This is a genomic window from Pseudomonas sp. SWI7 (genome assembly GCF_006351945.1).
GTDB classification, from domain to species: Bacteria; Pseudomonadota; Gammaproteobacteria; order Pseudomonadales; family Pseudomonadaceae; genus Aquipseudomonas; species Aquipseudomonas fulva.
Genome location: NZ_CP040930.1, coordinates 4,072,735 through 4,096,313 on the forward strand (window position 1 = coordinate 4,072,735; position 23,579 = coordinate 4,096,313).

Annotated in this window: 27 protein-coding genes; 10 read left to right on the top strand and 17 right to left on the bottom strand. The window is 62.6% G+C overall.

Annotated features, from left to right (window positions below):
- Positions 1 to 28: 28 nt before the first annotated feature.
- The 5 genes from FH041_RS18625 to FH041_RS18645 form a co-directional block, all read right to left on the bottom strand.
- Complete coding sequence (locus FH041_RS18625) at positions 29 to 1,429, bottom strand: pitrilysin family protein (protein WP_140174933.1); 1,401 nt, start codon at positions 1,427 to 1,429, stop codon at positions 29 to 31.
- Positions 1,426 to 2,769: a pitrilysin family protein gene (locus FH041_RS18630; RefSeq protein WP_050437982.1), complete on the bottom strand. Its 1,344-nt coding sequence runs from the start codon at positions 2,767 to 2,769 to the stop codon at positions 1,426 to 1,428. The genes FH041_RS18625 and FH041_RS18630 overlap by 4 nt, the downstream gene beginning before the upstream one ends.
- Positions 2,770 to 2,839: 70 nt before the next feature.
- Positions 2,840 to 3,442 carry a 16S rRNA (guanine(966)-N(2))-methyltransferase RsmD gene (gene rsmD / locus FH041_RS18635; protein ID WP_027913486.1) on the bottom strand — a complete coding sequence of 201 codons (603 nt, stop codon included), beginning with the start codon at positions 3,440 to 3,442 and terminating at the stop codon, positions 2,840 to 2,842.
- Positions 3,442 to 4,932 carry a pitrilysin family protein gene (locus FH041_RS18640; RefSeq protein ID WP_027913487.1) on the bottom strand — a complete coding sequence of 497 codons (1,491 nt, stop codon included), beginning with the start codon at positions 4,930 to 4,932 and terminating at the stop codon, positions 3,442 to 3,444. Before FH041_RS18640 ends, rsmD begins: the two co-directional genes overlap by 1 nt.
- Complete coding sequence (locus tag FH041_RS18645; protein WP_027913488.1) at positions 4,925 to 6,280, bottom strand: pitrilysin family protein; 1,356 nt, start codon at positions 6,278 to 6,280, stop codon at positions 4,925 to 4,927. The genes FH041_RS18640 and FH041_RS18645 overlap by 8 nt, the downstream gene beginning before the upstream one ends.
- 230 nt (positions 6,281 to 6,510) lie before the next feature.
- Between FH041_RS18645 and ftsY the strand changes: the two genes are divergently transcribed.
- The 4 genes from ftsY to rpoH all read left to right on the top strand — a co-directional run bounded on the left by ftsY (position 6,511) and on the right by rpoH (position 10,682).
- On the top strand, positions 6,511 to 8,016 hold the full coding sequence (ftsY, locus tag FH041_RS18655) for a signal recognition particle-docking protein FtsY (protein ID WP_140174935.1): 1,506 nt from the start codon (positions 6,511 to 6,513) through the stop codon (positions 8,014 to 8,016).
- 2 nt (positions 8,017 to 8,018) lie between these two features.
- Positions 8,019 to 8,690: a cell division ATP-binding protein FtsE gene (gene ftsE, locus FH041_RS18660; protein ID WP_023532835.1), complete on the top strand. Its 672-nt coding sequence runs from the start codon at positions 8,019 to 8,021 to the stop codon at positions 8,688 to 8,690.
- A complete protein-coding gene (ftsX, locus tag FH041_RS18665) occupies positions 8,687 to 9,715 on the top strand; it encodes a permease-like cell division protein FtsX (protein WP_027913490.1) in 1,029 nt (342 codons plus the stop codon). Before ftsE ends, ftsX begins: the two co-directional genes overlap by 4 nt.
- A 112-nt stretch (positions 9,716 to 9,827) precedes the next feature.
- Positions 9,828 to 10,682: an RNA polymerase sigma factor RpoH gene (gene rpoH, locus FH041_RS18670; protein WP_023532728.1), complete on the top strand. Its 855-nt coding sequence runs from the start codon at positions 9,828 to 9,830 to the stop codon at positions 10,680 to 10,682.
- Between the two features lie 81 nt (positions 10,683 to 10,763).
- Here the strand turns inward: rpoH and mtgA are convergent, their stop codons facing one another.
- Positions 10,764 to 11,474 (bottom strand): monofunctional biosynthetic peptidoglycan transglycosylase, encoded by a 711-nt coding sequence (gene mtgA, locus FH041_RS18675; RefSeq protein WP_049695319.1) that lies wholly within the window; start codon positions 11,472 to 11,474, stop codon positions 10,764 to 10,766.
- Between the two features lie 63 nt (positions 11,475 to 11,537).
- Here mtgA and FH041_RS18680 point away from each other — a divergent pair, with 63 nt between their 5' ends.
- From FH041_RS18680 to trmB, 4 genes are all read left to right on the top strand, one after another.
- Positions 11,538 to 11,909: a DUF423 domain-containing protein gene (locus FH041_RS18680; protein WP_027913492.1), complete on the top strand. Its 372-nt coding sequence runs from the start codon at positions 11,538 to 11,540 to the stop codon at positions 11,907 to 11,909.
- A 102-nt stretch (positions 11,910 to 12,011) separates the two neighbouring features.
- Positions 12,012 to 12,212 carry a sulfur carrier protein ThiS gene (thiS, locus tag FH041_RS18685; RefSeq protein WP_033728350.1) on the top strand — a complete coding sequence of 67 codons (201 nt, stop codon included), beginning with the start codon at positions 12,012 to 12,014 and terminating at the stop codon, positions 12,210 to 12,212.
- A 53-nt stretch (positions 12,213 to 12,265) separates the two neighbouring features.
- The gene (locus FH041_RS18690; RefSeq protein WP_023532295.1) at positions 12,266 to 13,060 is read left to right on the top strand and encodes a thiazole synthase; all 795 of its coding nucleotides are present in this window, start codon (positions 12,266 to 12,268) and stop codon (positions 13,058 to 13,060) included.
- Positions 13,061 to 13,069: 9 nt separating this feature from the next.
- On the top strand, positions 13,070 to 13,792 hold the full coding sequence (gene trmB, locus FH041_RS18695; protein WP_028686691.1) for a tRNA (guanosine(46)-N7)-methyltransferase TrmB: 723 nt from the start codon (positions 13,070 to 13,072) through the stop codon (positions 13,790 to 13,792).
- 127 nt (positions 13,793 to 13,919) lie between these two features.
- Here trmB and FH041_RS18700 read toward each other — a convergent pair whose 3' ends face one another.
- The 9 genes from FH041_RS18700 to FH041_RS18740 form a co-directional block, all read right to left on the bottom strand.
- Positions 13,920 to 14,246 carry a DUF3392 domain-containing protein gene (locus FH041_RS18700; RefSeq protein WP_023532330.1) on the bottom strand — a complete coding sequence of 109 codons (327 nt, stop codon included), beginning with the start codon at positions 14,244 to 14,246 and terminating at the stop codon, positions 13,920 to 13,922.
- 9 nt (positions 14,247 to 14,255) lie between these two features.
- A complete protein-coding gene (hemW, locus tag FH041_RS18705; protein WP_027913495.1) occupies positions 14,256 to 15,431 on the bottom strand; it encodes a radical SAM family heme chaperone HemW in 1,176 nt (391 codons plus the stop codon).
- Positions 15,428 to 16,024 (bottom strand): RdgB/HAM1 family non-canonical purine NTP pyrophosphatase, encoded by a 597-nt coding sequence (gene rdgB / locus FH041_RS18710; RefSeq protein ID WP_027913496.1) that lies wholly within the window; start codon positions 16,022 to 16,024, stop codon positions 15,428 to 15,430. The genes hemW and rdgB overlap by 4 nt, the downstream gene beginning before the upstream one ends.
- Positions 16,021 to 16,455: a DUF4426 domain-containing protein gene (locus FH041_RS18715; protein WP_027913497.1), complete on the bottom strand. Its 435-nt coding sequence runs from the start codon at positions 16,453 to 16,455 to the stop codon at positions 16,021 to 16,023. Before FH041_RS18715 ends, rdgB begins: the two co-directional genes overlap by 4 nt.
- Positions 16,456 to 16,473: 18 nt before the next feature.
- Positions 16,474 to 17,094, bottom strand: coding sequence for a methionine biosynthesis protein MetW (gene metW, locus FH041_RS18720; RefSeq protein WP_023532733.1), 621 nt, complete (start codon positions 17,092 to 17,094; stop codon positions 16,474 to 16,476).
- Positions 17,095 to 17,101: 7 nt separating this feature from the next.
- Complete coding sequence (locus tag FH041_RS18725; protein WP_028686690.1) at positions 17,102 to 18,241, bottom strand: homoserine O-acetyltransferase; 1,140 nt, start codon at positions 18,239 to 18,241, stop codon at positions 17,102 to 17,104.
- An 88-nt stretch (positions 18,242 to 18,329) separates the two neighbouring features.
- Positions 18,330 to 18,920 (bottom strand): YggT family protein, encoded by a 591-nt coding sequence (locus FH041_RS18730; protein WP_023532686.1) that lies wholly within the window; start codon positions 18,918 to 18,920, stop codon positions 18,330 to 18,332.
- 10 nt (positions 18,921 to 18,930) lie between these two features.
- Positions 18,931 to 19,749, bottom strand: a complete 819-nt coding sequence (proC, locus tag FH041_RS18735) for a pyrroline-5-carboxylate reductase (RefSeq protein WP_027913499.1) — start codon at positions 19,747 to 19,749, stop codon at positions 18,931 to 18,933.
- Positions 19,750 to 19,787: 38 nt separating this feature from the next.
- A complete protein-coding gene (locus FH041_RS18740) occupies positions 19,788 to 20,474 on the bottom strand; it encodes a YggS family pyridoxal phosphate-dependent enzyme (protein ID WP_111475148.1) in 687 nt (228 codons plus the stop codon).
- A 64-nt stretch (positions 20,475 to 20,538) separates the two neighbouring features.
- Here FH041_RS18740 and FH041_RS18745 point away from each other — a divergent pair, with 64 nt between their 5' ends.
- Positions 20,539 to 21,534, top strand: a complete 996-nt coding sequence (locus FH041_RS18745; protein ID WP_140174937.1) for a type IV pilus twitching motility protein PilT — start codon at positions 20,539 to 20,541, stop codon at positions 21,532 to 21,534.
- A gap of 74 nt (positions 21,535 to 21,608) precedes the next feature.
- Here the strand turns inward: FH041_RS18745 and FH041_RS18750 are convergent, their stop codons facing one another.
- Entirely contained in the window at positions 21,609 to 22,238 is a 630-nt protein-coding gene (locus tag FH041_RS18750) for a C40 family peptidase (protein WP_140174940.1), read from the bottom strand.
- Positions 22,239 to 22,404: 166 nt separating this feature from the next.
- On the opposite strand from FH041_RS18750, the gene FH041_RS18755 reads away from it, so the two are divergent.
- Positions 22,405 to 22,824, top strand: coding sequence for a TM2 domain-containing protein (locus tag FH041_RS18755; protein ID WP_023532338.1), 420 nt, complete (start codon positions 22,405 to 22,407; stop codon positions 22,822 to 22,824).
- Positions 22,825 to 22,880: 56 nt separating this feature from the next.
- Here FH041_RS18755 and FH041_RS18760 read toward each other — a convergent pair whose 3' ends face one another.
- A complete protein-coding gene (locus tag FH041_RS18760; protein WP_023532748.1) occupies positions 22,881 to 23,579 on the bottom strand; it encodes an SPOR domain-containing protein in 699 nt (232 codons plus the stop codon).

Genomic DNA, 23,579 nt, shown 5'->3' on the forward strand with positions numbered 1-23,579 from the left:
TCACTGACTCGCCTTACCCCGTGCTCGCCTATCGCTGGGCTGGCTCCGGCGCAGGCAAGGGGGACTGCTCAGCGTCGGGGCCGAGGGTGACGAATACCTGAGGTGCCTTTCGCCACCACACCTGCGCCACTTCACGAAGGTATGCAGGGGTCAATGAAGCAAGCCTGTCCAGATGGGTGGTCAGGTAATCGGCGGGCAAGCCCTGATGGCTGTGCGTGGCCAATGTCGCTGCCAGATGTGCGCTGTCGGCCAGTTGGCGGTGCAGCCGGGCAGCGATCTGATTGACGGCCATGTCGCACTCGACCTGAGTTGGCCCACGTGTGTGCAGGCAGTCCAGCATCCCTGCGACCAGTGCATGTGAAGCTTCCCGGTATTGGGGGGCGACGTCCCAGTGTATGTGCAGCAGTGTTCCAGCATCCAAGTGCCTGAGTTTGGTGGTGACCGTGTAGGTCAGCCCTCGCAGATGGCGCAGTTCCTGAGGCAAGCGCGCTTCGTGGTTGCCGCCAAGAATCTCGGTCAGCAACTCCAGTGCAGCATAGACCGGGTCGCTGGGTAGCACAGGAACGGCCACTGTCAGCATTGCCTGAGTTGCACTGCCAGGGTGCGTGATATGGTGTGACAGCGGCGACTGCTCAGCCAGCATGGACGGCGGCTGCGCTGCCCACTGCTGCGGCAAATCACGTGTCAGGTCATTGACCAGTTGCTCTGCGTCGTCCCGGCTAAGGTCGCCGACCAGCCCTATGTCGAGGTTATTGGCCGAGTAGGCCTTTGCATGAAAAGCCCGCACTTGGTCAGTGGTCAAGGGGCCGATGATCCCAGCATCGGCGTGCGACGCGTACGGATGGCCGCTGAAGACATGACCGGTGGTTGTATTGATCAGGCGTGCCAGCGGATTGAGTTTTTGCCGGCCTTGGTAGAGCGCTATTCGATCACGTATCTTCGTAACGTCCTCTGGGCGAAACGCAGGGCGAGCCAGCATCTGCGCCAGCGTTTGCGAAACTGCTCGCAGCAAACCGGGTGTGCTCAGGCACGTTAGCGTGATCGTGGCTTTTTCTTCGCTCAACGAGCGTCCCACGATGGCGCCCCTTGCAGCCATTTGCTCGGCAAATTGCGCCGCGCTCAGGGTTGCCGTGCCCTGATCAAGGCTGTAGAGCGTCAGCGCGGCCAGCCCTGGGTGATCGCCATCAAGTGCGCTACCTGCCCGGAATCGCAGCACCAGATCAATCATGGGGCGATCATGCGTAGCCATGAAACTGACCTTCGTGCCTTGCGCCGTCTCCCACCGCTCAGCCGTGGCCAGGAGTGCAGGAGGCTGGTCGAGTTCGACACGCTGGGTCGAGCTCAGCCTTGCCATCGCTTGCCGCGCCGTATCGATGGCAGGCCCTTGGCACAGCACAGGTGCTGGTTGGCGTATCTGATCGTCGTTCATGCTTGCGCTCCTGGTAGAAGAGAGGTGGTGGTCAGCCGCTCACGCCCCAGATAAGTGCGCGCTACCTGCTGCACCTGAGCACTGTCGATGATCGATATCAGGCGCGCATGTTCGTCGATCAGGCTTGCTGGTTGCCCTGTCGCGGCCATGGCGCCGATTTGCGAAGCTTGGGCCGTTGCGCTGTCGAGAGAGAAAAGCTGGCGGGCGAGCAGTCGCAGCTTTATCTGCTGCAACTGTTCAGCCGACAAGGCTTCGGTTTGCAAGCGTGCTATCTGCTCATAAGTCGCTTCAGTAGCTTGTTCGAGGGTCGCATTCAGTGTGTTCACGTAGGCTGAGAAGGTGATTACGGTGTCGCCACGTACAAGGGGGTCATAGGTTGCGGCAACGCCTGTCAGCAGGCCCCGTCCCCTGACAAGTTCGGCATACAGCCAAGCGCTGGAGCCCTCGGCCAGCACTTCACAGATCAGCTCGAGGGTTTTGCTCGTGAGTGCATCGTTGGCTGTGGCACAACTGGGGACGTTGAAGGACATCAGCAGGCCATGGCTAAGGCCGGGCAAGCTAACGGCCTGGCTGCGTTCCGCCATTGGAGCGTCTGAGCGGGGAAAAGGCGAGTCTGGCAGCTGACCGCGCTCCAGGTGCGCGAAGTACGTTTCGACCTGCTGTTTCAACGTTTCCAGTTCCACGTTGCCCACCACGACGAGCGTGGCGTTGTTAGGCCGGTAGCGGGTGGTGTACCACTGCCGCAGCGTTGGCAGGTCGATGTTCTGTAGATCTATCGCCGAACCGAAGCTTGGGGTCGCATACGGGCTGCTGCCGTGAGCCAGGGCCAAGTGACGGTCGTAGGCTTGCTGGATGGGCTGGGCGTCTACTTTCAGGCGTCGTTCGTCAGCGATCGCCTTGGCGCCTCGTGTCAACTCGGGCAACCCGAATGTGGCCGTGTCCATGGCATCTGCCAACAGTTCGAGCGCAACGGGCAGGCGCGATGCAGGCAACAACATGTCGAAAGAGGTGGCATCGAGGAGAGTACTGGCATTGGCCTGTCCCGCAAGGCGGGCAACGACTTTCGCGTACTGCCCAGGCTCAAGCTTGCGGCTGCCTTCGAAGATGACGTGTTCGAGCAAGTGCGAGAGGTTCGTCTGCCCTGCTGGCTCGTGACGGGTACCGACGTTGTACCAGAGCTGGACGGCGGCGAGGGCATTTCGGCTCTGCTGTCTCAGGTAGACGGACAGGCCGTTTTCAAGCGTGAAATGCTGCACAGGGGAGGGGCTGGCGCCTGCAAGAGAGGCAAGCGCCGCCGAGACATCATCGGCCAGTGAAGGCGCGGAGAGCGATACGGTCATGCTGAGGTGCTCGGATGGCTAGAGACCCGAGCAGCATCAGTCAACGTGGGGCGCCAGCTGCGCTAAATAGTTAGCCCCGTTGCCACAGTGCGTAATGCACCTGTCCGGTTTTCTTCTCCCGGTGCAGTCGCCAGTTGGCAGGTAGCTGCAAGGTCGACGGAGCCGCTTCGCTCTCGGTATATACCCACGCTTGCTCGCTCAGCCACTGGTTCTGTTCGAGCAGGTTGCAGGTGTCTGCCAGCAACTGCTGATGAAAAGGTGGGTCCAGGAATACCAGGTCGAATTGCTTTTTGGCAGGGCCTTGCAGATAGCGCAAGGCATCGGTCTGAAGGATCTGCCCCCGTGGACAGCGCAGGATCTCGAGGTTGTGCTTGAGGTTGGCGATGGCGGCAGAATTGCTGTCCAGTGCCACGGCATCCTCGGCCCCGCGAGACAGGGCCTCCAGTACCAACGCCCCGCTGCCGGTGAAGGCGTCGAGCACGTGCGCGCCCTCAATATAGGGGGCCAGCCAGTTGAAAACCGTCTCGCGTACCCGGTCAGGTGTAGGGCGCAAGCCCTCACCATCGGGCACGGCCAGACGACGGCTGCGCCATTGGCCCGCGATGATGCGCAGGTGGCCCTGGCCCTTGCTCTGGCCCGGTTGCTGGCGGGCGGGAGGGTTGGATCTTGGCATTAGTGCTCCGGTACCCCGAGCGGTTGCCCGGAGGGTTTATCAGTAGGGGCTGGCAGTGGCTTCTGCGGCACCTTCGGACCGACTGTGACGATGACCAGCTTGTCGGCGGACAAATGCTTGTTCATGGCGTCCTTGACCTGTTCGACGGTCAGGGCCTGGGACTGCTGCATGAAGTCTTCCAGCCAGCTCAATGGCAGGTTGTAGAAGCCGATGGCGCCCAGTTGCCCGACGATGCTGGCATTGCTCGCATTGGAAAGCGGGAAGCTTCCAGCCAGCTCGCGCTTGGCATCGTCCAGTTCCTGCTGGGTAGGGCCGCTGCGCAGATAGTCGGCCAGAATACCCTGAACCAGCTTCAATGTCCCTTCGCTGAGTTCGGCGCGGGTTTGCAGGTTGATCATGAACGGGCCGCGCACTTGCATCGGGCTGAAGGCCGAATAGACACCGTAGGTCAGACCGCGCTTTTCACGCACCTCACTCATCAGCCGCGTGCCGAACGCGCCGCCACCGAGGATCTGATTGCCCAGTGACAAGGCTGGCCAATCCTTGTCCTGGCGATCGATACCCAGCTCTGCGAGCATCAGGTGTGTCTGTTGGGACGGAAACTCGATGTGGGTGAAGCCTGCCTTGGGCGCTGTCGGCTGGGCTGGGGCAGGCAAGGCCGGGCCTTTGGGCAGGCCGGCTGAAACCTGCGCGGCAATTGCCTCGGCTTCGCTGCGGTTCAGGTCGCCCACCAGTGCAATGACGGCATTGCCCGGTGTGTAAGCCTTGGCATGAAACGCACGCAACTGCTCAAGGGTAATGCCGGTGATGCTTTGCGGTGTCCCATCGCTGGGATGCGCATAAGGGTGTTCGCCGTACAGGTGGGTGAACAGCGTCTTGCCTGCAAGCTTGCCGGGGTTCTGCTTATCGTACTCGAAGCCGGCCAGCATCTGGTTCTTGAGCCGTTTGAGCGCCTCGTCCGGGAAGGTGGGCTTGCCTGTGACCTCGGTAAACAGCTTCAAGGCCGGTTCGCGCTTGTCCTTGGCACTGAGGCTACGTAGCGAAGCGACGGCCATGTCGCGGTACGAGCCGTTGCCGAAATCCGCCCCAAGGCCCTCGAAGCCTTGGGCGATGGCAGTCACATCCTTGCCCTTTACGCCTTCGTTGAGCATGGCGTTGGTCAGGGCCGCCAGGCCTGGTGTGTCACCGTCCTGGCTGCTGCCGGCGGCGAAGGTCACGCGCAGGTCGAACATCGGGAGCTCGCGGGCCTCGACGAACAGCACCCGCGCGCCTTCAGCCGTATTCCAGTGCTGGATGTTCAGCTGGCGGGTAGTGGGCGCCTTGCCGTCAAGCTCGGCCAGGGACTGTAAAGTGTTGGCCTGCCGGGCTTGTGCATTGCCAGCCTTGGCAGCGTCCTCGGCCAGTGCCGGTACGGCCAGTGCAGCCGTCAATGCCCAGGTACAGATACCCGTAGCCAGCCAGTGGGGACGATGCAAGCGACGGTCACTCATGAGCGGACTCCTCGGGCAGAACATGGGCAACGCTCAGGCGTTCGCGGGTGAAATAGGTACGGGCAGCTTGCTGGATGTCCTGAGGGGTAACGCGCTTGAGTTCGTCCAGCTCGCTGTCGATCAACTTCCAGGACAGGCCGACGGTTTCCAGCTGGCCGATGGTGGTTGCCTGGCTGCTGATCGAGTCGCGGTCATACACCAGCCCGGCGATGACCTGGGCGCGCACGCGCTCGAGCTCTTCTGCCGTCGGCGGTGTGGTCTTGAGTTCATCCAGCAGTTGCCAGATGCCCTTTTCCACGTCTGCCAGGGTTTTTTGTTTCTGCACGTTGGGCGTGGCTGAAATCAGGAACAGGCTGTCGCCGCGCGTGAAGGCGTTGTAGCTGGACGAGGCCCCGGCCACCAGCTCCTGCCCGCGCTCCAGTCGTGCGGGCATGCGTGCACTGTAGCCGCCATCGAGCAAGGCCGAGATCAGGCGCAAGGCATGCACCGTGCGAGGGTCCTGGGCCGTGGGCAGGCCAGGTACGTTGAAGCCGTAGATCAGGCTCGGCAGCTGGGTGCGCACGTGCAGGGTCAGCTGTCGCTGGCCGGGCTCTGCCAGCTCCAGCGGCAGCTTGGCCGCAGGTGTGTCCCGGCGAGGAATAGCGCCGAAGTACTTCTGGGCCAGGCCCTTGACTTCGTCGGCGGTAACATCGCCCACCACCACGAGCGTGGCGTTGTTGGGGGCGTACCACGAGGTGTACCAGTGGCGCAGCTCCTCGACTTTCATGCGCTCCAGGTCAGCCATCCAGCCGATGGTTGGGGTGTGGTAGCCGCTGGCCGGGTAGGCCATGGCACGAAACAGCTCGAACGCCTTGGCATTGGGCTGGTCGTCGGTGCGCAGGCGGCGCTCTTCCTTGATGACCTCGATTTCACGGCTGAACTCGTCGGCCGGCAGACGCAGGCTGGCCAGGCGATCGGCCTCCAGCTCGAAGGCGACCGGCAAGCGATCGCGCGCCAGCACCTGATAGTAGGCGGTGTAGTCGTCGCTGGTGAACGCGTTCTCTTCGGCGCCCAAATCCCGCAGGATGCGCGAGGCTTCGCCAGGGCCGACCTTGGCACTGCCCTTGAACATCATGTGCTCGAGCGCATGCGAAAGGCCGGTCTGGCCAGGCGTCTCGTAGCTGGAGCCGACCTTGTACCAGATCTGCGAGACCACCACCGGGGCGCGATGGTCTTCGCGCACGACCACTTTGAGGCCGTTATCCAGGATGAATTCGTGAGTGGGTTGCACATCGGCGGCGAAGGCCGCAAGCGGGAGGCACAGCGTGCCGAGCAACAGGCCAGCGGCGCGGCGGGCTAGAGCATTCATACGGTGTTTAACCTGTTCGGCGGCCCGCTGGGTTTAGCGTCGGCAGGCCAGGAGGTGCTAGGATACTGATCCGGTTGCCTGGCGACCATGCCTGTCGCCGTTCTGGCCTGCAGGACATCAAGACAAAACGTTGCGCATGAACCAGCCGGCTTCTAGATAGTCTGTTCTGCGTAGAAAGAATTCCTGATGCGCCCTAGCGGGCCATCGCTACCCTGAGATAGCCGTCTTCCATGTTTGGTTCCAACGACGACAAAAAAGCGCCGGCCGAGGCTGGCGAGAAGAAAGGCCTGTTCGGCTGGTTCCGCAAGAAGCCGCAGCCACCTGCGCAAGCGGACGTGCCGACGGAAAAATCCCCTGCTGTCCAAGCGCCCGCGCCAGCGACACCCGATCAAACGGATGGGCCTGCACCGCTGGCCGAGCAAGCTGCCCCGGCCGTAGCGCCGACTGCGGAGCCGACACCCCCAGTTCAGGTGACGCCTGCGCCCTTGCCCGAGGTCGCTGTGCCTGTGGCACCCGCGCCGGTCGCCGACCCTGCACCACACGTGCCTGCACCTGCACCTGCACCTGCACCAACGCCTGCTGCTGTGCCTGAAGTGGAAGTTCCTGCCCCCGTGAGCAACCTGGTGCTGCCGGTTGCAGAAGAACCCGTGGCGCTGGTGCCCGATCTGCAAGCCAAGGCGCCACCAGTGATTCCGGATCGCCCGGCGCCTGCGCCGGCAGTCCAGCCCGTTGCAGAGCCGGCCAAGGTCGATTTGCACATCGAGGCCGAGGCTGCCCCGTCCGTCGAAGCCGCTCAGTCCGAGCCTGTGAAAGCAGGCTTTTTCGCCCGCCTCAAGCAGGGGTTGTCCAAGACCAGCGCCAGCATTGGCGAAGGCATGGCCAGCCTGTTCCTGGGCAAGAAAGTCATCGATGACGATTTGCTCGACGAGATCGAGACCCGCCTGCTGACCGCCGACGTCGGCGTGGAGGCCACGTCCACCATCGTTCAGAACCTGACGCAGAAGGTGGCCCGCAAGCAGCTGGCCGACGCCGACGCGCTGTACAAGTCCTTGCAGGAAGAGCTGGCCGCGTTGCTCAGGCCTGTCGAGCAGCCGATGGTCGTGGCGGCGCAGAACAAGCCTTATGTGATCCTGGTGGTAGGCGTCAATGGCGCCGGCAAGACCACCACCATCGGCAAGCTGGCCAAGAAGCTGCAGATGGAAGGCAAGAAAGTGATGCTGGCTGCAGGCGATACCTTCCGGGCCGCAGCGGTCGAGCAGTTGCAGGTGTGGGGTGAGCGTAACCGCATCCCGGTGATCGCGCAGCACACTGGCGCCGACTCCGCCTCGGTGATCTTCGACGCGGTGCAGGCAGCCAAGGCCAGGGGCGTGGATGTGCTGATCGCCGACACTGCCGGGCGCCTGCACACCAAGGACAACCTGATGGAGGAGCTGAAGAAGGTCCGCCGCGTCATCGGCAAGCTCGATCCCGATGCGCCGCACGAAGTGCTGCTGGTGCTCGACGCCGGTACCGGCCAGAACGCCATCAGCCAGGCCAAGTATTTCCACCAGAGCGTGGAGCTGACCGGTCTTGCGCTCACCAAGCTCGACGGTACCGCCAAGGGTGGTGTCATCTTCGCCCTGGCCAAGCAATTCAAGCTGCCTATCCGGTTCATCGGTGTCGGTGAGGGGATCGATGACCTGCGCACCTTTGAAGCCGAGCCGTTCGTCAAGGCCCTGTTCGCCGAGCGAGACTGACCATGATTCGATTCGAACAGGTTGCCAAGCGCTACCCCAACGGCCACGTGGGGCTGCACGAGCTGAGTTTCCGGGCGCGTCGGGGCGAATTCCTGTTCGTCACCGGGCATTCGGGTGCAGGTAAAAGTACGCTGCTGCGCCTGCTGCTGGCCATGGAGCGTCCCACCAGCGGCAAACTGATGCTGGCCGGGCAGGACCTGGGTCAGATCAGCAATTCGCAGATCCCGTTCCTGCGCCGCCAGATAGGCGTGGTGTTCCAGAACCACCAGTTGCTGTTCGACCGCACGGTCTTCAACAACATTGCCTTGCCCCTGCAGATACTGGGCTTGTCCAAGGCCGAGATCGCCAAGCGCGTGGACTCGGCGCTGGAGCGGGTGTCTCTGGTCGACAAAGGCGAGTTGTACCCTGCCGACTTGTCGACCGGCCAACAGCAGCGCGTGGGTATCGCCCGCGCCATCGTGCACCAGCCAGCCTTGCTGCTGGCCGACGAGCCAACCGGCAACCTCGACCCGCGCCTGGCCGCAGAGATCATGGGTGTTTTCGAAGACATCAACCGACTGGGCACAACGGTCTTGATCGCCAGCCACGACCTGGCCCTGATCGCGCGCATGCGTCACCGCATGTTGACCTTGCAGCGCGGCCGTTTGATCGGCGACGGGGAGGCCGGACAATGAGCACCACACGTTCACCAAAAGTTTCCGAGCGCGTTGCGCCCAAGCCTGCCGACCCCCAGCCTGCCAAGAAGCGTGGTGCAGGCGCCGACGATGACGGCCCGGACCTGCGTACCCTTATGCACGCCTGGCTTGAAAGCCATCGCGCCAGCCTGGCGGACAGCTTGCGGCGACTGGGCAAGCAACCCATTGGCAGCTTCTTCACCTGCATGGTGATGGCCGTGGCGCTGAGCATGCCCATGGGGCTGTCATTGCTGCTCAAGAACGTCGAGCAATTGGGCGGGTCCTGGCAGCGCGCCGCGCAAATCTCCCTGTACCTCAAGCTCGATGCCAACAGCCGTGACGGCGAGGCGTTGCGCGATGAAATCAAGGGCATGCCGGGCGTAGCAGAGGCGCAGTATGTGAGTCGCGAGCAGGCACTGCAGGAGTTCCAGCAGCAATCGGGCCTCGGCGAGGCGCTGCGAGAGTTGCCCGACAACCCACTGCCCGGCGTGGTCGTGGTGACCCCGACCGAAGTCGACAAGCCGGCTCTGGAAGCGCTGCGTCAGCGCCTGTCCGAGTTGCCGCGCGTCGATGTGGCGCAGCTGGACCTGGTATGGGTCGAGCGACTGGCGGCCATCCTCAAGCTTGGGGACCGGTTCGTATTCGGGCTGGCCGTCATGCTGATTTCCGCGCTGCTCTTAGTAATTGGTAACACAATTCGTCTACATATCGAGAACCGCCGTGTCGAGATCGAGGTGATCAAGCTGGTGGGGGGCACCGATGCCTACGTACGCCGGCCTTTCCTGTACATGGGGGCCTTGTACGGCCTGGGTGCGGGCCTGTTGGCCTGGGCTATCCTGGCGTTTGGCCTAGGGTGGCTGAACGAGGCCGTGGTGAGCCTTTCTGGTCTGTATGGCAGCGATTTTGCCTTGGGTGGCGTACCGGCCTCCGATGGTCTTTCGCTCTTGATCGGAGCGGTGCTGTTGGGGTATATCGGTGCATGGATTGCAGTCGCCCGCCACTTGAACGAGCTGGCGCCGCGATAGTTTTTATTTGCCAGCATTGGCCTGGGCGCGCCCGTTGGAACTTGTACCTGGGCCTCAGGTCTATGTAGGCAGCGCCTGAAAAGCGCGAGTTCAGTAAGTCGGAGGTTCTTTAATGACCACATCGTTGCAACCTGCGTATGCCCTGGTACCCGGTGCAAACCTGGAGTCCTACGTGCATACGGTCAACAGCATCCCGCTGCTGACTGTCGAGCAGGAGCGGGATCTGGCTGAGCGTCTCTATTACGAGCAGGACCTCGAAGCTGCTCGGCAAATGGTAATGGCCCACCTGCGGTTCGTCGTGCACATCGCCCGCAGCTATGCCGGTTATGGGCTGGCCCAGGCCGACCTGATCCAGGAAGGCAACGTCGGCCTGATGAAGGCCGTCAAGCGCTTCAACCCGGAAATGGGCGTGCGCCTGGTGTCGTTCGCCGTGCACTGGATCAAGGCCGAAATCCACGAGTTCATCCTGCGCAACTGGCGCATCGTCAAGGTGGCGACCACCAAGGCCCAGCGCAAGCTGTTCTTCAACCTGCGCAGCCAGAAAAAGCGTCTGGCCTGGTTGAACAACGACGAAGTGCATCGGGTTGCCGAAAGCCTGGGGGTCGAGCCTCGTGAAGTACGCGAGATGGAAAGCCGTCTGAGCGGTCACGACATGGCGTTCGATCCGGCGGCCGAAGCCGACGACGACAGTGCCTTCCAGTCGCCAGCGCATTACCTGGAAGACCACCGTTACGACCCGGCGGTACAACTTGAAGATGCAGACTGGAGCGACAACTCCACCAGCAACCTTCATGAAGCCCTGCAGGGCCTGGATGACCGTAGCCGGGATATTCTGTACCAGCGCTGGTTGGCCGAAGAGAAAGCCACCCTGCATGAGCTGGCCGAGAAATACAGCGTGTCGGCCGAGCGTATTCGCCAGCTGGAGAAGAACGCGATGAACAAGGTCAAGGCCTTGATCGCTGCCTGATCGTTCTCTGTTCGACAAAAAGCCGCTGCCCTGCAAGGGGATAGCGGCTTTTTCATGCCTGCTCTGTATGCGGTGACAGGCTCATGGCCTGCGTGATGTGTCCAGTTGCATCAGGTAGCTGGGCCCGCCCAGCTGGCTCATCTGGCGGCGAATCCAGCCCGCGCGGCTGGCTACGTAGGTGCTTGGCTTGCCAGCATTCCACTTGAGGGGGCTGGGCAGCACGGCGGCCAGTTGTGCGGCTTGCTGCCGGCTGAGCTGACTGGCTTCCACGCCAAAGTGATAGCGAGCGGCTGCCTGGGCACCGAATACCCCTTGGCCCCACTCGGCACTGTTGAGGTAGACCTCGAGAATGCGCTGCTTGGTCCAGAACAGCTCCATCAAGCCAGTGAACCATGCTTCCAGACCCTTGCGCAGCCAGCTGCGCCCTGGCCACAGGAACAGGTTCTTGGCCACCTGTTGGGTCAGGGTGCTGGCGCCGCGCACGTTACCGCCACGCTCGTTGAAGGCCAGGGCTGCCTGGATGGCGGGTATGTCGAAGCCCCAGTGGCTGGCAAATTTCTGGTCTTCACCGGCAATGACAGCCACCTTGAGGTCATCGGAGATATGGTCCCAACTCACCCATTCGCGCTGCAGGTCAATCGGTTCGCCGCTTACCCACGATTGCACCTTACGCTCGAGCATCAACGCCGTGCCGGGCGGAGGTACCCAGCGAAACACCAGGACCAGCACGATACTCACGGCGGCAAACCAGAGCAGAGCGCGCAGAAGACGTCGGAGAAGGTTTCGCAGCATAGGGTGGCTTGGCCGGACGTTGGGGAAGGGCCATTATACAGACCCGATTCGAGGAGTCGTCCCATGCTTCGCAGCTTCCTGATGCTTGCCGCTTTTTTCGGTTTTACCGGCGTGGCCCTGGGCGCCTTTGCAGCCCACGGCCTGAAAAATCGACTCAGCGCTGACTACCTGGCTATTTTCCACACCGGAGTCACCTACCAACTGGTTCACGCGCTGGCGCTGTTTGGCGTGGCATTGCTGGCGGTCCATCTGCCTGGCCGGCTGGTGGGTTGGGCCGGTTATCTGTTCGTGCTGGGTATCGTGCTGTTCTCCGGCAGCCTGTACCTGCTGACACTGACGGGCATCAGCAAGCTGGGCATGATCACGCCCATCGGCGGCCTGTGCTTCCTGGCAGGGTGGCTCTGCCTAGGGCTCGCCGCATGGCGACTGGGCTGACCGCCCAGTCCACATTAACGACTAATGGCGTGCGGTGGCCTTGGGTTGCGCGGCCTTTCGGCGCTAGAATGCGGGCCCCAAAGAACAATGGTGGCCGTGAGCATGCGTATCCAACTGAACGGTGAACCCTACGAATTGCCTGCTGGCGAAAGCGTCGCCGGGCTACTGGCACGCCTTGAGCTGGCTGGCCGCCGCGTGGCGGTTGAGCTGAATCAGGACATCGTGCCGCGCAGTCAGCATGACACCACCGCGCTGAGCGATGGCGACCAGGTCGAAGTGGTGCACGCCATCGGTGGCGGCTGACCGCTGTCGGCAACCCAACCGCAGGCCCAGCAACCTTTTCCCGAGGAACAACGATGAGCAACGTTCGCAGCGACAAGCCCTTCACCCTGGCCGGGCGCACCTTCCAGTCGCGCCTGCTGGTAGGCACCGGCAAGTACCGTGACATGGAGCAAACCCGCCAGGCCATCGAGGCCTCGGGTGCCGAGATCGTGACTGTCGCGGTGCGCCGCACGAACATTGGTCAGAACCCGGGCGAGCCGAACCTGCTGGACGTACTGCCGCCGGACCGCTACACCATTCTGCCCAATACTGCCGGCTGCTATGACGCCGTCGAGGCGGTGCGCACCTGCCGTCTGGCCAGGGAGCTGCTCGATGGGCACAACCTGGTCAAGCTGGAAGTGCTGGCCGACCAGAAAACCCTGTTCCCCAACGTGATCGAAACCCTCAAGGCCGCCGAAGTGCTCGTCAAGGATGGCTTCGACGTGATGGTCTACACCAGCGACGACCCGATCATCGCCCGCCAGCTGGCCGAAGCCGGCTGTATCGCCGTCATGCCCCTGGCTGGCCTGATCGGTACGGGGCTTGGCATCTGCAATCCTTACAACCTGCAGATCATCCTCGAAGAATCCAAGGTACCGGTACTGGTGGATGCTGGCGTAGGCACTGCCTCCGACGCCACCATCGCAATGGAAATGGGCTGCGAGGCGGTACTGATGAACTCGGCCATCGCCCACGCCCAGCAACCGGTACTGATGGCCGAGGCCATGAAGCACGCCATCGTGGCGGGTCGCATGGCATACCTGGCCGGTCGCATGCCCAAGAAACTCTATGCCAGCGCCTCTTCGCCGCTGGATGGTCTGATCAAGTAAGAGCCCCTGATGACTGATTCACAAGATCTGCCGAACGCCGCCGACGGCGACGCCCGCCCGCACCGCCGCATCAAGAGCTTCGTGATGCGTGCCGGGCGCATGACCGAAGGCCAGCAGCGCGGCCTGGACCAGGGTGGGCCGCTGTACGTCCTGCCGCTGGCGGACAGCCCGGTCGACTATGACCAGGTCTTCGGCCGCTCGGCACCGCGCACGCTGGAAATCGGCTTCGGCATGGGTCACTCCCTGTTGGAAATGGCGGCCGCTGCACCTGAGCAGGACTTCATCGGTGTCGAGGTCCATCGCCCAGGCGTAGGAGCACTGCTCAACGGCGTGCTCACCCAAGGGCTGACCAACCTGCGGGTATATGACTGCGATGCCATCGAAGTGTTGAATCGTTGCGTGGCCGACGACAGCCTCGACCGCCTGATGCTGTTCTTCCCCGACCCTTGGCACAAGGCGCGTCACCACAAGCGTCGCATCGTCCAGCTGGAGTTCGCCGAGTTGGTCCGGCGCAAGCTCAAGCCAGGCGGCGTGTTCCACATGGCCACGGACTGGGAACCCTATGCCGAGTACATGCTGGAAGTGATGAATGCAGCCCCTGGCTATCGTAACCAGGCAGCGGACGGTACCTACGTGCCGCGCCCAAGCGAGCGGCCGATCACCAAGTTCGAACGCCGCGGCGAGCGCTTGGGCCATGGTGTGTGGGACCTGAAATTCGAAAAGACCGCGTGAGGCGATGAACCGTACGCTGTGCTGATAGACAAAAAACCGCCTCGAAAGGGCGGTTTTTTTGGTTGCTGAGCCGCTAGGCGGCCTTACGCTGAAGCGTTGCGCATAAGGCGCCTGGACTGCTACAGCTTCAGCCGCGACGATCCGCTACCACACCGATCAGCGCCAAGACCACCAGCAGCACAGGCGCCAACGCATAGTTGTTGAACTGGCTCAGCCCCTTCAGGACCCAAGGTGTGGCGTAGATCAAGGCCGCGCCGCTGCCGATCATCACCAGCAATGCCATCAGCGGTACCCGCAGGGCCCCTGTCAGCCCTCCCAGGCGCTGTTCAGCCCAGGCCTTGATGTCCGTCCCGAACAGCACCAGCAGACAGCCTACCAACGCCAGAGAAATCTCCGACAAGTTGCTGCGGCTCCAGCGGGAAATCGTCGCGAGCAGGTCGAGTACCAAATCCATGGGTCATCCTTAGGTCAAGAAATACTGCAGCAAGTCATTGAGGAACAGTTGGCCCCTGGGCGTTGCCACCAGTCGATCCGGTTCGACCTGCAAAAGCCCTCTTTGTTCTGCAAGGCGACGGGCTTGGGCCAGCCGTGCGAGCGGCAATCCCGTGCGCTCGGTGAACAGCTGCGCTTCCACACCCTGGGTCAGGCGCAGCGCGTTCATCAGGAACTCGAAGGGCAATTCGTCATCGGGCAACTGTTTTTCGCCGGCCTTGAACGGCTTGGCCAGGTTCAGGTAGTCCTTGGGCAACCGGGTTTTCCAGGTGCGTACGATGCGCCCGTCGGCGTAGGTGAGCTTGCCATGGGCGCCGGCACCGATACCGATGAAGTCCCCGAAGCGCCAGTAGTTGAGGTTGTGGCGAGCAGCGCGCTCGGGCTGGGCGTAGGCAGACACCTCGTACTGGCCAAACCCGTTGGCCGCCATCAGGCCTTGGCCGGCCTCCTGAATGTCCCAGAGGATATCGTCCTCGGGCAGCTCGGGCGGCTGGTTCCAGAATACGGTGTTGGGTTCTACCGTCAGCTGATACCAGGACAGGTGCGTGGGCCCAAGCTCAATTGCCTGACGCAGATCGCCCAGGGCGTCGTCCATCGTTTGGTCGGGCAAGCCGTGCATCAGGTCCATGTTGAAGTTGTCGAAGCCTGCGGCCCTTGCCATGCCAGCGGCGCGGATCGCCTCCTCGCCGTTATGGATGCGGCCCAGCGCTTGCAGCTTGGCCGGTTGGAAACTCTGCACGCCAATGGACAGGCGGTTGATGCCGGTCTGGCGATAGGCCTTGAACTTGTCCTGTTCGAACGTTCCCGGGTTGGCTTCCAGGGTGATCTCGATGTCCGAAGCGAACGGGATGCGTTGCTCGACGCCGCGCAGCAACCGGCCCAGGGCATCGGCGCTGAACAGGCTGGGTGTGCCACCACCGAAGAAGATCGAGGTGATGACGCGGCCCTGGACTGCGGCCAGTTCCTGATCAAGGTCGGTCAGCAGCGCCGCCACGTAGGCCGTTTCGGGCAGTTCAGGCCCGGCGGCATGGGAATTGAAGTCGCAGTAGGGGCATTTGCGCACGCACCACGGGATATGGATGTACAACGCCAACGGCGGCAGCTGGCTGATGCCGGGTGCCTGGATGAGCGGCGACGTCAGGGTCATGCCAGGCCCAGACGTTGACGCAGTAGCGCCATGGCGCGGGCACGGTGGCTGATCTGGTTCTTGTCAGCCGGGGTCAGGTCGGCGCTTGAGCAATCACGTTCTGGCACCCAGAACAGCGGGTCGTAACCAAAACCATGTTCGCCGCTCGCCTTGAACAGGATGCTGCCCTGCCACAGGCCTTCGCACAGGATTGGCAGCGGATCATCGGCGTGACGCACCAGCGCCAAGACGCAGACGAACTGCGCAGTGCGCTCGGCCTGCGGCACGTTCTTCAGCGCGTCGAGCAACTTGGCGTTGTTGGCGGCATCGCCCTGGCCATCGGCATAACGCGCCGAGTAGATGCCCGGTGCACCGCCCAGGCAGTCCACGGCCAGACCAGAATCGTCCGCCAAGGCGGGGAGCCCGGAAATACGCGCGGCATTGCGGGCCTTCAAGATGGCGTTCTCGACGAACGACAGACCGGTTTCTTCCGGCTCGACCTGGCTGAATTCGCCGATCGATCGCAATTGCACGGATTGACCGAGCATCGCCTGCAGTTCCTTGAGTTTGCCGGCGTTATGGCTGGCCAATACGAGTTGCTGGAAATTCATCATTCGCCTGGGAAAACGTCCTGGTTGAAGCTGAAGGAGTGACTGACACCACCGGCTTGGACGCCTAGCTCGAAGACGACGGTCTCAGGTTGTTCGATCGTGAATTGGGCGACGTACGACGCGGTGCCGTGGTCGGTCACCTGCTTGAAGGCCAGGGGCTGCTTGCGCCCGGTCAGGTCCTTGACCGCGCCGCTGACCACGGCCGTAATCGGCTTGCCGTCTCTGAGTACGGTAAGGCTCAGCACGCCCTGGTGACGGCTGCGGACCAGCCCCGTGGCCGCTGCGACCTGCGGGGTGAGCATGCTCGAGGTGAACGCGCCGTAGTGCACCGTGATATCGCCAAATACTTCTTTGCGAGCAGCGCGTGCAGTATCGGCTGCCAGTACTGGCAACGCCAGACACAGGCCGATCAAAAGCAGGGCAAGGCGACGCATGGCGCAGATTCTCCTGGGTCAGACCGCGACTTGATGTGCCTGCAGGCCGGGGCTGCTGACGCGGTAGATACCGATTTCGCCAAGCAGGTTGGGCCACAGCCGGCCGCCCAGGCCGTTGCGGTGCATATGGTCCACCGCCAGCCGGTCCAGCACCTTGGCCTTGCGCTCGTGAACCAGCTCTTCGAAATCGGCGAAGGTGCAGAAGTGGATGTTGGGGGTGTTGTACCAGGTGTACGGCATGAAGTCCGAGACGGGCATGCGGCCTTTGGTCGCGAGGTACCACCGGCAGCGCCAGTGACCGAAGTTGGGGAAGGTGATGATGCACTGGCGACCGACGCGCAGCATTTCGTCCAGGATGCGGTCGGGGTACTCCACCGCCTGCAAGGCCTGGGTCATGATCACCACATCGAAACTGTCGCTGGCGAAATTGCCCAGGCCTTTGTCCAGGTCCTGCTCGATGACGTTCACGCCCTTGGCCACGCAGGCGGCGATGTTGTCCCCGTCGATCTCCAGGCCGTAGCCGGTGACCTGCTTGCGGTCGCGCAGCGAAGCCAGCAGCTCGCCGGTACCACAGCCCAGGTCCAGTACCCGGCTGCCGGCGGGAATCCAGTCGTGGATGATTTCCAGATCGGCTCTCATGCTGTCCTCAGATGGCAATGCGGTTCATGTAGTTCGAGAAACCCTGCATGTAGCGAGGCGTGGGAATCAGGAAGGCATCGTGGCCGTAGGGCGAGTCGATTTCCAGGTAGCAGACGTCCTTGCGCGCCGCCATCAGGGCATCGACGATTTCCCGCGAACGGGCCGGCGAGAAGCGCCAGTCGGTAGTGAACGACATGATGCAGTAGCTGGCCTTGACGTGGGCCAGGGTCGCGGCCAGATCGCCGTTGTGAGCCGCAGCCGGGTCGAAGTAGTCCAGGGCCTTGGTCATCAGCAGGTACGTGTTGGCATCGAAGCGCCCGGAGAATTCTTCGCCTTGATAGCGCAGGTAGCTTTCGACCTGGAATTCCACGCTGTGGAAGTCGTAGTTGAGCTTGTCACTCTTGAGCTCGCGGCCGAATTTCTCACCCATCGAGTCATCCGACAGGTAGGTGATATGCCCGACCATGCGTGCCAGCATCAGGCCCCGCTTGGGAATGACGCCCTGGTCCTGGAACGAGCCGCCATGGAACTCGGGGTCGGTGAGAATGGCCTGGCGCGCCACCTCGTTGAATGCGATGTTCTGCGCGGACAGCTTGGGCGCCGAGGCGATATCGACACAATGGCGCACGCGTTCGGGATAGCTGATGGTCCACTGCAGCGCCTGCATGCCGCCCAAGCTACCACCCACCACGGCTGCCCACTGCGCGATGCCCAGGCGCTCTGCCAGGCGGACCTGGCTGTGAACCCAGTCTTCGACGGTCAGGATCGGGAAGTCGGCGCCATAGGCCTTGCCAGTGGCCGGGTTGATGCTGCTCGGCCCGGTGCTGCCATTGCAGCCACCCAGGTTGTTCAGGCTGACCACGAAGAAGCGATTGGTGTCGATGGGCTTGCCTGGGCCGATGCAGCTGTCCCACCAACCCGGCTTGCGGTCAGTGGCAGCGTGGTAACCCGCGGCATGGTGATGCCCAGACAGGGCATGGCAAATCAGTACCGCATTGCTCGCGCTGGCGTTCAGCGTGCCATAGGTCTCGTAGACCAGCTCATAGCGGTTCAGTGAACGGCCGCAGGCCAGAGCCAGCGGCTCGTCGAACCGGGCGGTCTGGGGTATGACCAGACCGACGGAATCTTCGGGAAAGACAGTGGACATCGACCCTGCTCACGCTTGACGGAGGCGTAAGTCTAAAGAGCACCACCCCCAGCGGCAAGCGAAGGCTTGTCGCCGGGGTGCTGTCGGGTCAGATCATCCGCCACAGCTCTTGCGGCATGCCAGCGTAGGCGGCCAATGGCGGCATGACGAACGACTGGATGACCTGGATGGCCAGGAACGCGAAGATCGGCGAAATATCCAAACCCCCAAGGTTCGGCACGATACGGCGGAACGGCGCCAGCACCGGCTCGCTGATCTGATACGCAAGCTCGGCCGCCGGGTTGTGGCTGTTGGGCGCTATCCAGGAAACGATCACCATGACGATCATGGCCACCCAGAAGATTTTCAGGAACAGCGAGGTGATACCGATGATGGCCCACAACAGCAGGTGCAGCACATCACCGAAGGTACCGTAGGTCACCATCAGCACGAACCCCATCAGCAAGGCCTGTATGACCACGGCCAACAGCAGCGACGAGGTATCCAGCCCGGCGATGCTGGGTACGATTCGGCGGATCGGCTTGAGCAGCGGCTGGGTCGCTCGCACCGTGAACTGGCTGAGCGGGTTGTAGAAGTTGGCCTTGACCAGTTGCAGCACAAAGCGCAGCAGGACGATCACCAGGTACAGGCTGACCAGGGTTTGCACCACGAAGATCGCGGCGCCGGACAGTGCATTCATCTGAAACTCCTTATTTGCCCAGTTGCTCGGCCAGTTCTGCAGAGCGCGTGGCTGCAGCCCGCAGCGCCTGCTCCACGATGGCCTCGAAGCCACTGGCCTGGAACGATTTGATGGCGGCTTCGGTGGTGCCGGCAGGTGAGGTCACGCGGCGGCGCAATTCGGCGGCATCCACATCGCTGGCAACCGCCATGCGGGCGGCGCCCAGCGCCGTGTGCAAGGTCAACTCGGTGGCGGTCTCACGGGGCAGGCCGAGTTTTTCGCCAGCCGCCGTCATGGCCTCGATCAGCAGGAAGAAATACGCAGGGCCGCTACCGGAGACGGCGGTCACTGCATCCAGTTGTTGTTCCTGTTCGAGCCAGAGCGCCGTCCCTACCGCCGACAACAGTTGCTCGGCCTGCTGGCGCTGCTCGGCCGTGACTTCGGCTGTGGCGTACAGGCCACTGACACCCTGGCGCAGCAGCGACGGCGTGTTCGGCATGCAACGCACCACTGGGCGGCTGCCCACCCAGCTCTGCAGGCTGGCGCAGGTGATACCTGCAGCGATGGACACGATCAGCTGGCCGTCCTTCAGGTCGGCGCGCAAGGCCTGGCACACGGTCTTCATCACCTGCGGCTTGACCGCCAGCACGATTACATCGGCGCCTTCGATGGCCTGTGCGTTGTGCTCGAAGGTTTCGATGCCCTGTTCGGCCTGAAGGCGGGTACGGGTTTCGGCACCGGGGTCGCTGGCGCGGATGTGCGACGCCTCCACGCCCTGGGCACGCAGACCACCGATCAGGCTTGCGGCCATGTTGCCGGCGCCGATAAAGGCAATACGTGTCTTGCTCATGTCAGGTCCTTGTTAGGAAAAGTGAGTTAAGCATGTCATCAAGCGTTGCCGTAGTCGCGGGCACCAAACAGGGCGGTGCCGATACGGGCCCAGGTCGCGCCTTGAGCAATTGCAGCTTCCAGGTCATGGCTCATGCCCATTGACAGGGTGTCCAGGCCCAGCCCTAGCGCGTCCTGTAGCTGACGCAACTGGGCGAAGGCGGCTTCCTGGTCGTTGCGATCATCGGTAGGTTCGGGGATTGCCATCAGCCCCCGCAAACGCAGGTTAGGCAGGGCAGCCACGGCCGTCACCAGGGCGGGCAGTTGCGCGGGTGCGCAACCGGCCTTGCTGGCTTCACCGCTAACGTTCACCTGCAGGCAGATGTTGAGCGGCGCCAGGCCAGCTGGGCGCTGTTCTGAAAGGCGTTGGGCGATTTTCAGGCGATCCACGGAGTGCACCCAGTCGAAATGCTCGGCAATGGCCTTGGTCTTGTTCGACTGAATCGGGCCAATGAAGTGCCAGGTCAGAGGCAGGTCGATGAGTTGCTGTTGTTTCGTCAGCGCCTCTTGTAGGTAGTTTTCCCCGAAATCATGCACGCCCGCGGCATGGAGTTCGCGTATGGCGGCGGCCGGCTTGGTTTTGCTGACAGCCAGCAGCCGGACGTCGGCGGGATCACGCCCGGCAGCCTGGGCGCCCCGCGTGATGCGGTCGCGAATCGAGGAAAGGTTGTCTGCTAGGGTGGACATAGATCGACGCCGGCAACTGAAGGTTCGCCGCATTTTACCTGGTTGAAGGCAGATGGGGAGTCTCATGGAGGTGACAGACCTGCTGGCGCTTGCCTTGAAGGCAGGTGCCAGTGACATGCACCTGGCTGCAGGTCAGGCGCCGGCGATGCGCGTGGATGGCGTGCTGCAACGCCTGCCGGTACCGATGGCAACGCCGGATGAATTGATGCGAAGCATGGAATCGTTGCTCGATGCCGACCCGTATCGACAGTGGGCTGCCGGTCACGACCTAGACGTGGCACTGGAGCTCCCCGCGCTCGGGCGGTTTCGCGTGAACCTGTTCAGGCAGATGAACGGCCCCGCGCTCACTGTCCGCTTGATCCCCGCGCGCATCGCCTGCGCTGAGGCGCTCGGCCTGGGCGAGATCATCCGAACCACTGGCCGATACCGTGACGGTCTGGTCCTCATAGGCGGGCCGACGGGCAGTGGCAAGACGAGCACATTGGCAGCCCTGCTCGATCAGATGGGCCGCGAGCGTGCGCTGCACATCGTCACCCTCGAGGATCCGATCGAGGTCGTCCATGCCAGCCATCAAGGTGTGGTCAACCAGCGCGAAATCGGCCGCGATTGCTGCAGCTTTGCTCAAGGCCTGCGCAGCGCATTGCGCCAGGACCCCGACGTGATCGTGCTGGGCGAGTTGAGGGACCTGGAGACCATTCGTCTTGCACTGCGTGCCGCCGAAACGGGTCATCTGGTACTGGCAACCGTTCATACACGGTCAGCGGTGAACACTGTCGACCGGGTGGTGGAGGTATTCCCAGCGCAGGAAAAGCCTTGGGTGCGCGCGATGCTGGCGGACTCGCTACGAGTGGTTGTGGCGCAAGTGCTGGTCGGCCGGCGGGGCGGGGGCAGGGTCGCGGCGCGAGAAGTGCTGGTGGTGAACGATGCGGCCCGCAACCTGATCCGCGAAGGGCGCATGGCCCAGCTTCATTCGGTGATGCAGACCGGCGCGGCAGAGGGCATGCAAACCCTGGCCGGGGCCATGAAGCAACTTCAAGCGGGCGGGCTGCTCGCCGAGTGATGCAACCCGTGCCGCCGCCCATTACCCAAGGTGGGCAAGTGAGCGGCGGCGCACGAGATTGGGATGAGGTTCGATTAGCGCTTGGCCAGGCTTAGCTGTTGCTTTTCCTTGGGCAGTACGCGTTTGGCGACCACGTAGTGTTTCTGCCAGTAGGGCTTGCTCAGGTTATCGATGCTCACCCGCTTGCCGCGACGCGGCGCATGAATGAAGCGGTCATTGCCCAGGTAGATGGCAACATGGTTGACGCGGCGGCTCTTGATGTTGAAGAAGATCAGGTCGCCCGGCTTGAGGTCGCCCTTGGCGACCTTGGTACCGTGACCGCTGGCCATGGCGCTGGAGGTGCGAGGCAGGTTGACCTCGGCCACGTCGTTGAAGGCGTAGCGAACAAGGCCGCTGCAATCGAACCCTTTTTTCGGGCTGGTGCCGCCCCAAACATAAGGGGTGCCGAGCATGTTAACGGCACGATCGAGCACATCGCTGCTTTGCTTGCTCGACGCGGCTGCCACCGTCTTGCCACGCGTGGTGCTGGCAGCGTTGCCAGGACGGGCGTGCAGGGTGGTCTGCTTGATAGGCGTGCGCTTTACCGAAGCGTTGGTGGTGTAGCCGGTAAAGCCGTTGGGAAGACGTTGCTCACGGTTGGTGGCGTGGGCGGCCAGGGGCAATAGTAGGCAGAGGGTCAGCCATGTCTTGATCAAAGGCGGCATAGATGAAGCTCTTATGAATAGTTGTGTGTTGGGCGCGCAACTTTATAACAGCTTTTTGTTCAAATTCTGATCCGTTGGTCGATTCTCGCTTACCATCCGTCGGCCTTGGCGGAAAAAGTCACAACTTTTTTTAGAAAATTTAATCAGCAACCCACGAGGGCCATGCATGAATACTTATCAACAGGGCGCGCCCTTCCATGACACCCACAGCAAGGTGATCGGCTATTTGCTGTGGATCTTCGGCTTCACCGGCTCGCACCGTTTCTACTACGGCAAGCCCATCACCGGGACAATCTGGTTCTTCACCTTCGGGCTGCTGGGCATTGGCTGGCTCATCGACCTGTTCCTGATCCCGGCCATGGACCGCGAAGCCGACCTGCGTTTCCACTCTGGCCGCATCGACTACAACATCGCCTGGATACTGCTGACGTTCCTGGGCATCTTCGGCCTGCACCGCCTTTACCAAGGCAAGTGGATCACCGCCATCATCTACTTCTGCACGGGCGGGTTGTTCTTGGTGGGCGTCTTGTACGACTTCTGGACATTGAACGGGCAGGTGTCCGAGCGCAATGCCGGCCAGCGCTGACCGTCAGACCCTCTGGCGCGGCCTGGACAGGCCGCGCCAACCGCGCTGCACCAAGGCTATTGGCGGGTCTGACGCTGTTGCAGCAGCAGGTTACTGAAGCCTGCGCCTGCCAGTTGCTTCTGGGCCACGGTCAACTGCTCGCGGTTGCTGAACGGCCCGACCAGTACCCGATACCAGGTTTCGTCCTTCACCGTACCGGACTCCACTTTCACGCTCTGCCCCAGCAGGATGATCTGCGCGCGCACCTTGTCCGCATCGGCCTGCTTGCGGAATGAGCCTGCCTGCAGGAAGAACTGCGTGGTTGCCGCCGGCTTGATCACCGGAGGGGCAGGCGGTGGCGTCTGGCCCAGCAATGCAGCCTGGGCGCGTGCGGTGTCGATCTTGGCGGCCTCTGCCGGGGTCACTGGGGTGACGGGCTGGGCTGGCACAGGTGGCGTTTTCTCGGGCACGGCCTCAGGCGGCACGATGACTTCCGACTCCGGCAGCAAGGTGTAGAAATCGTACTTGGGCTTTACCGGCTGTTGCGGTGTGGCCTGGGTCGACTTCCCGGCTTCGACCGTCTTTTCGGTTTTCTGCTGCTCGGGCTTGGTGCGCTTGATATCGCCGCCACCGGGTTCGAGCTTCATCAGGAACACGATGAACGCACCGATGGTCAGGCCGACTGCAAGCCATACCCAGCCGGGCATGGGCTGCTTGGCGGGCGCCGTCTGGCGACTGGCGCCACGTTTGGGAGCAGGTTTCTTCTTGGCAGCCAC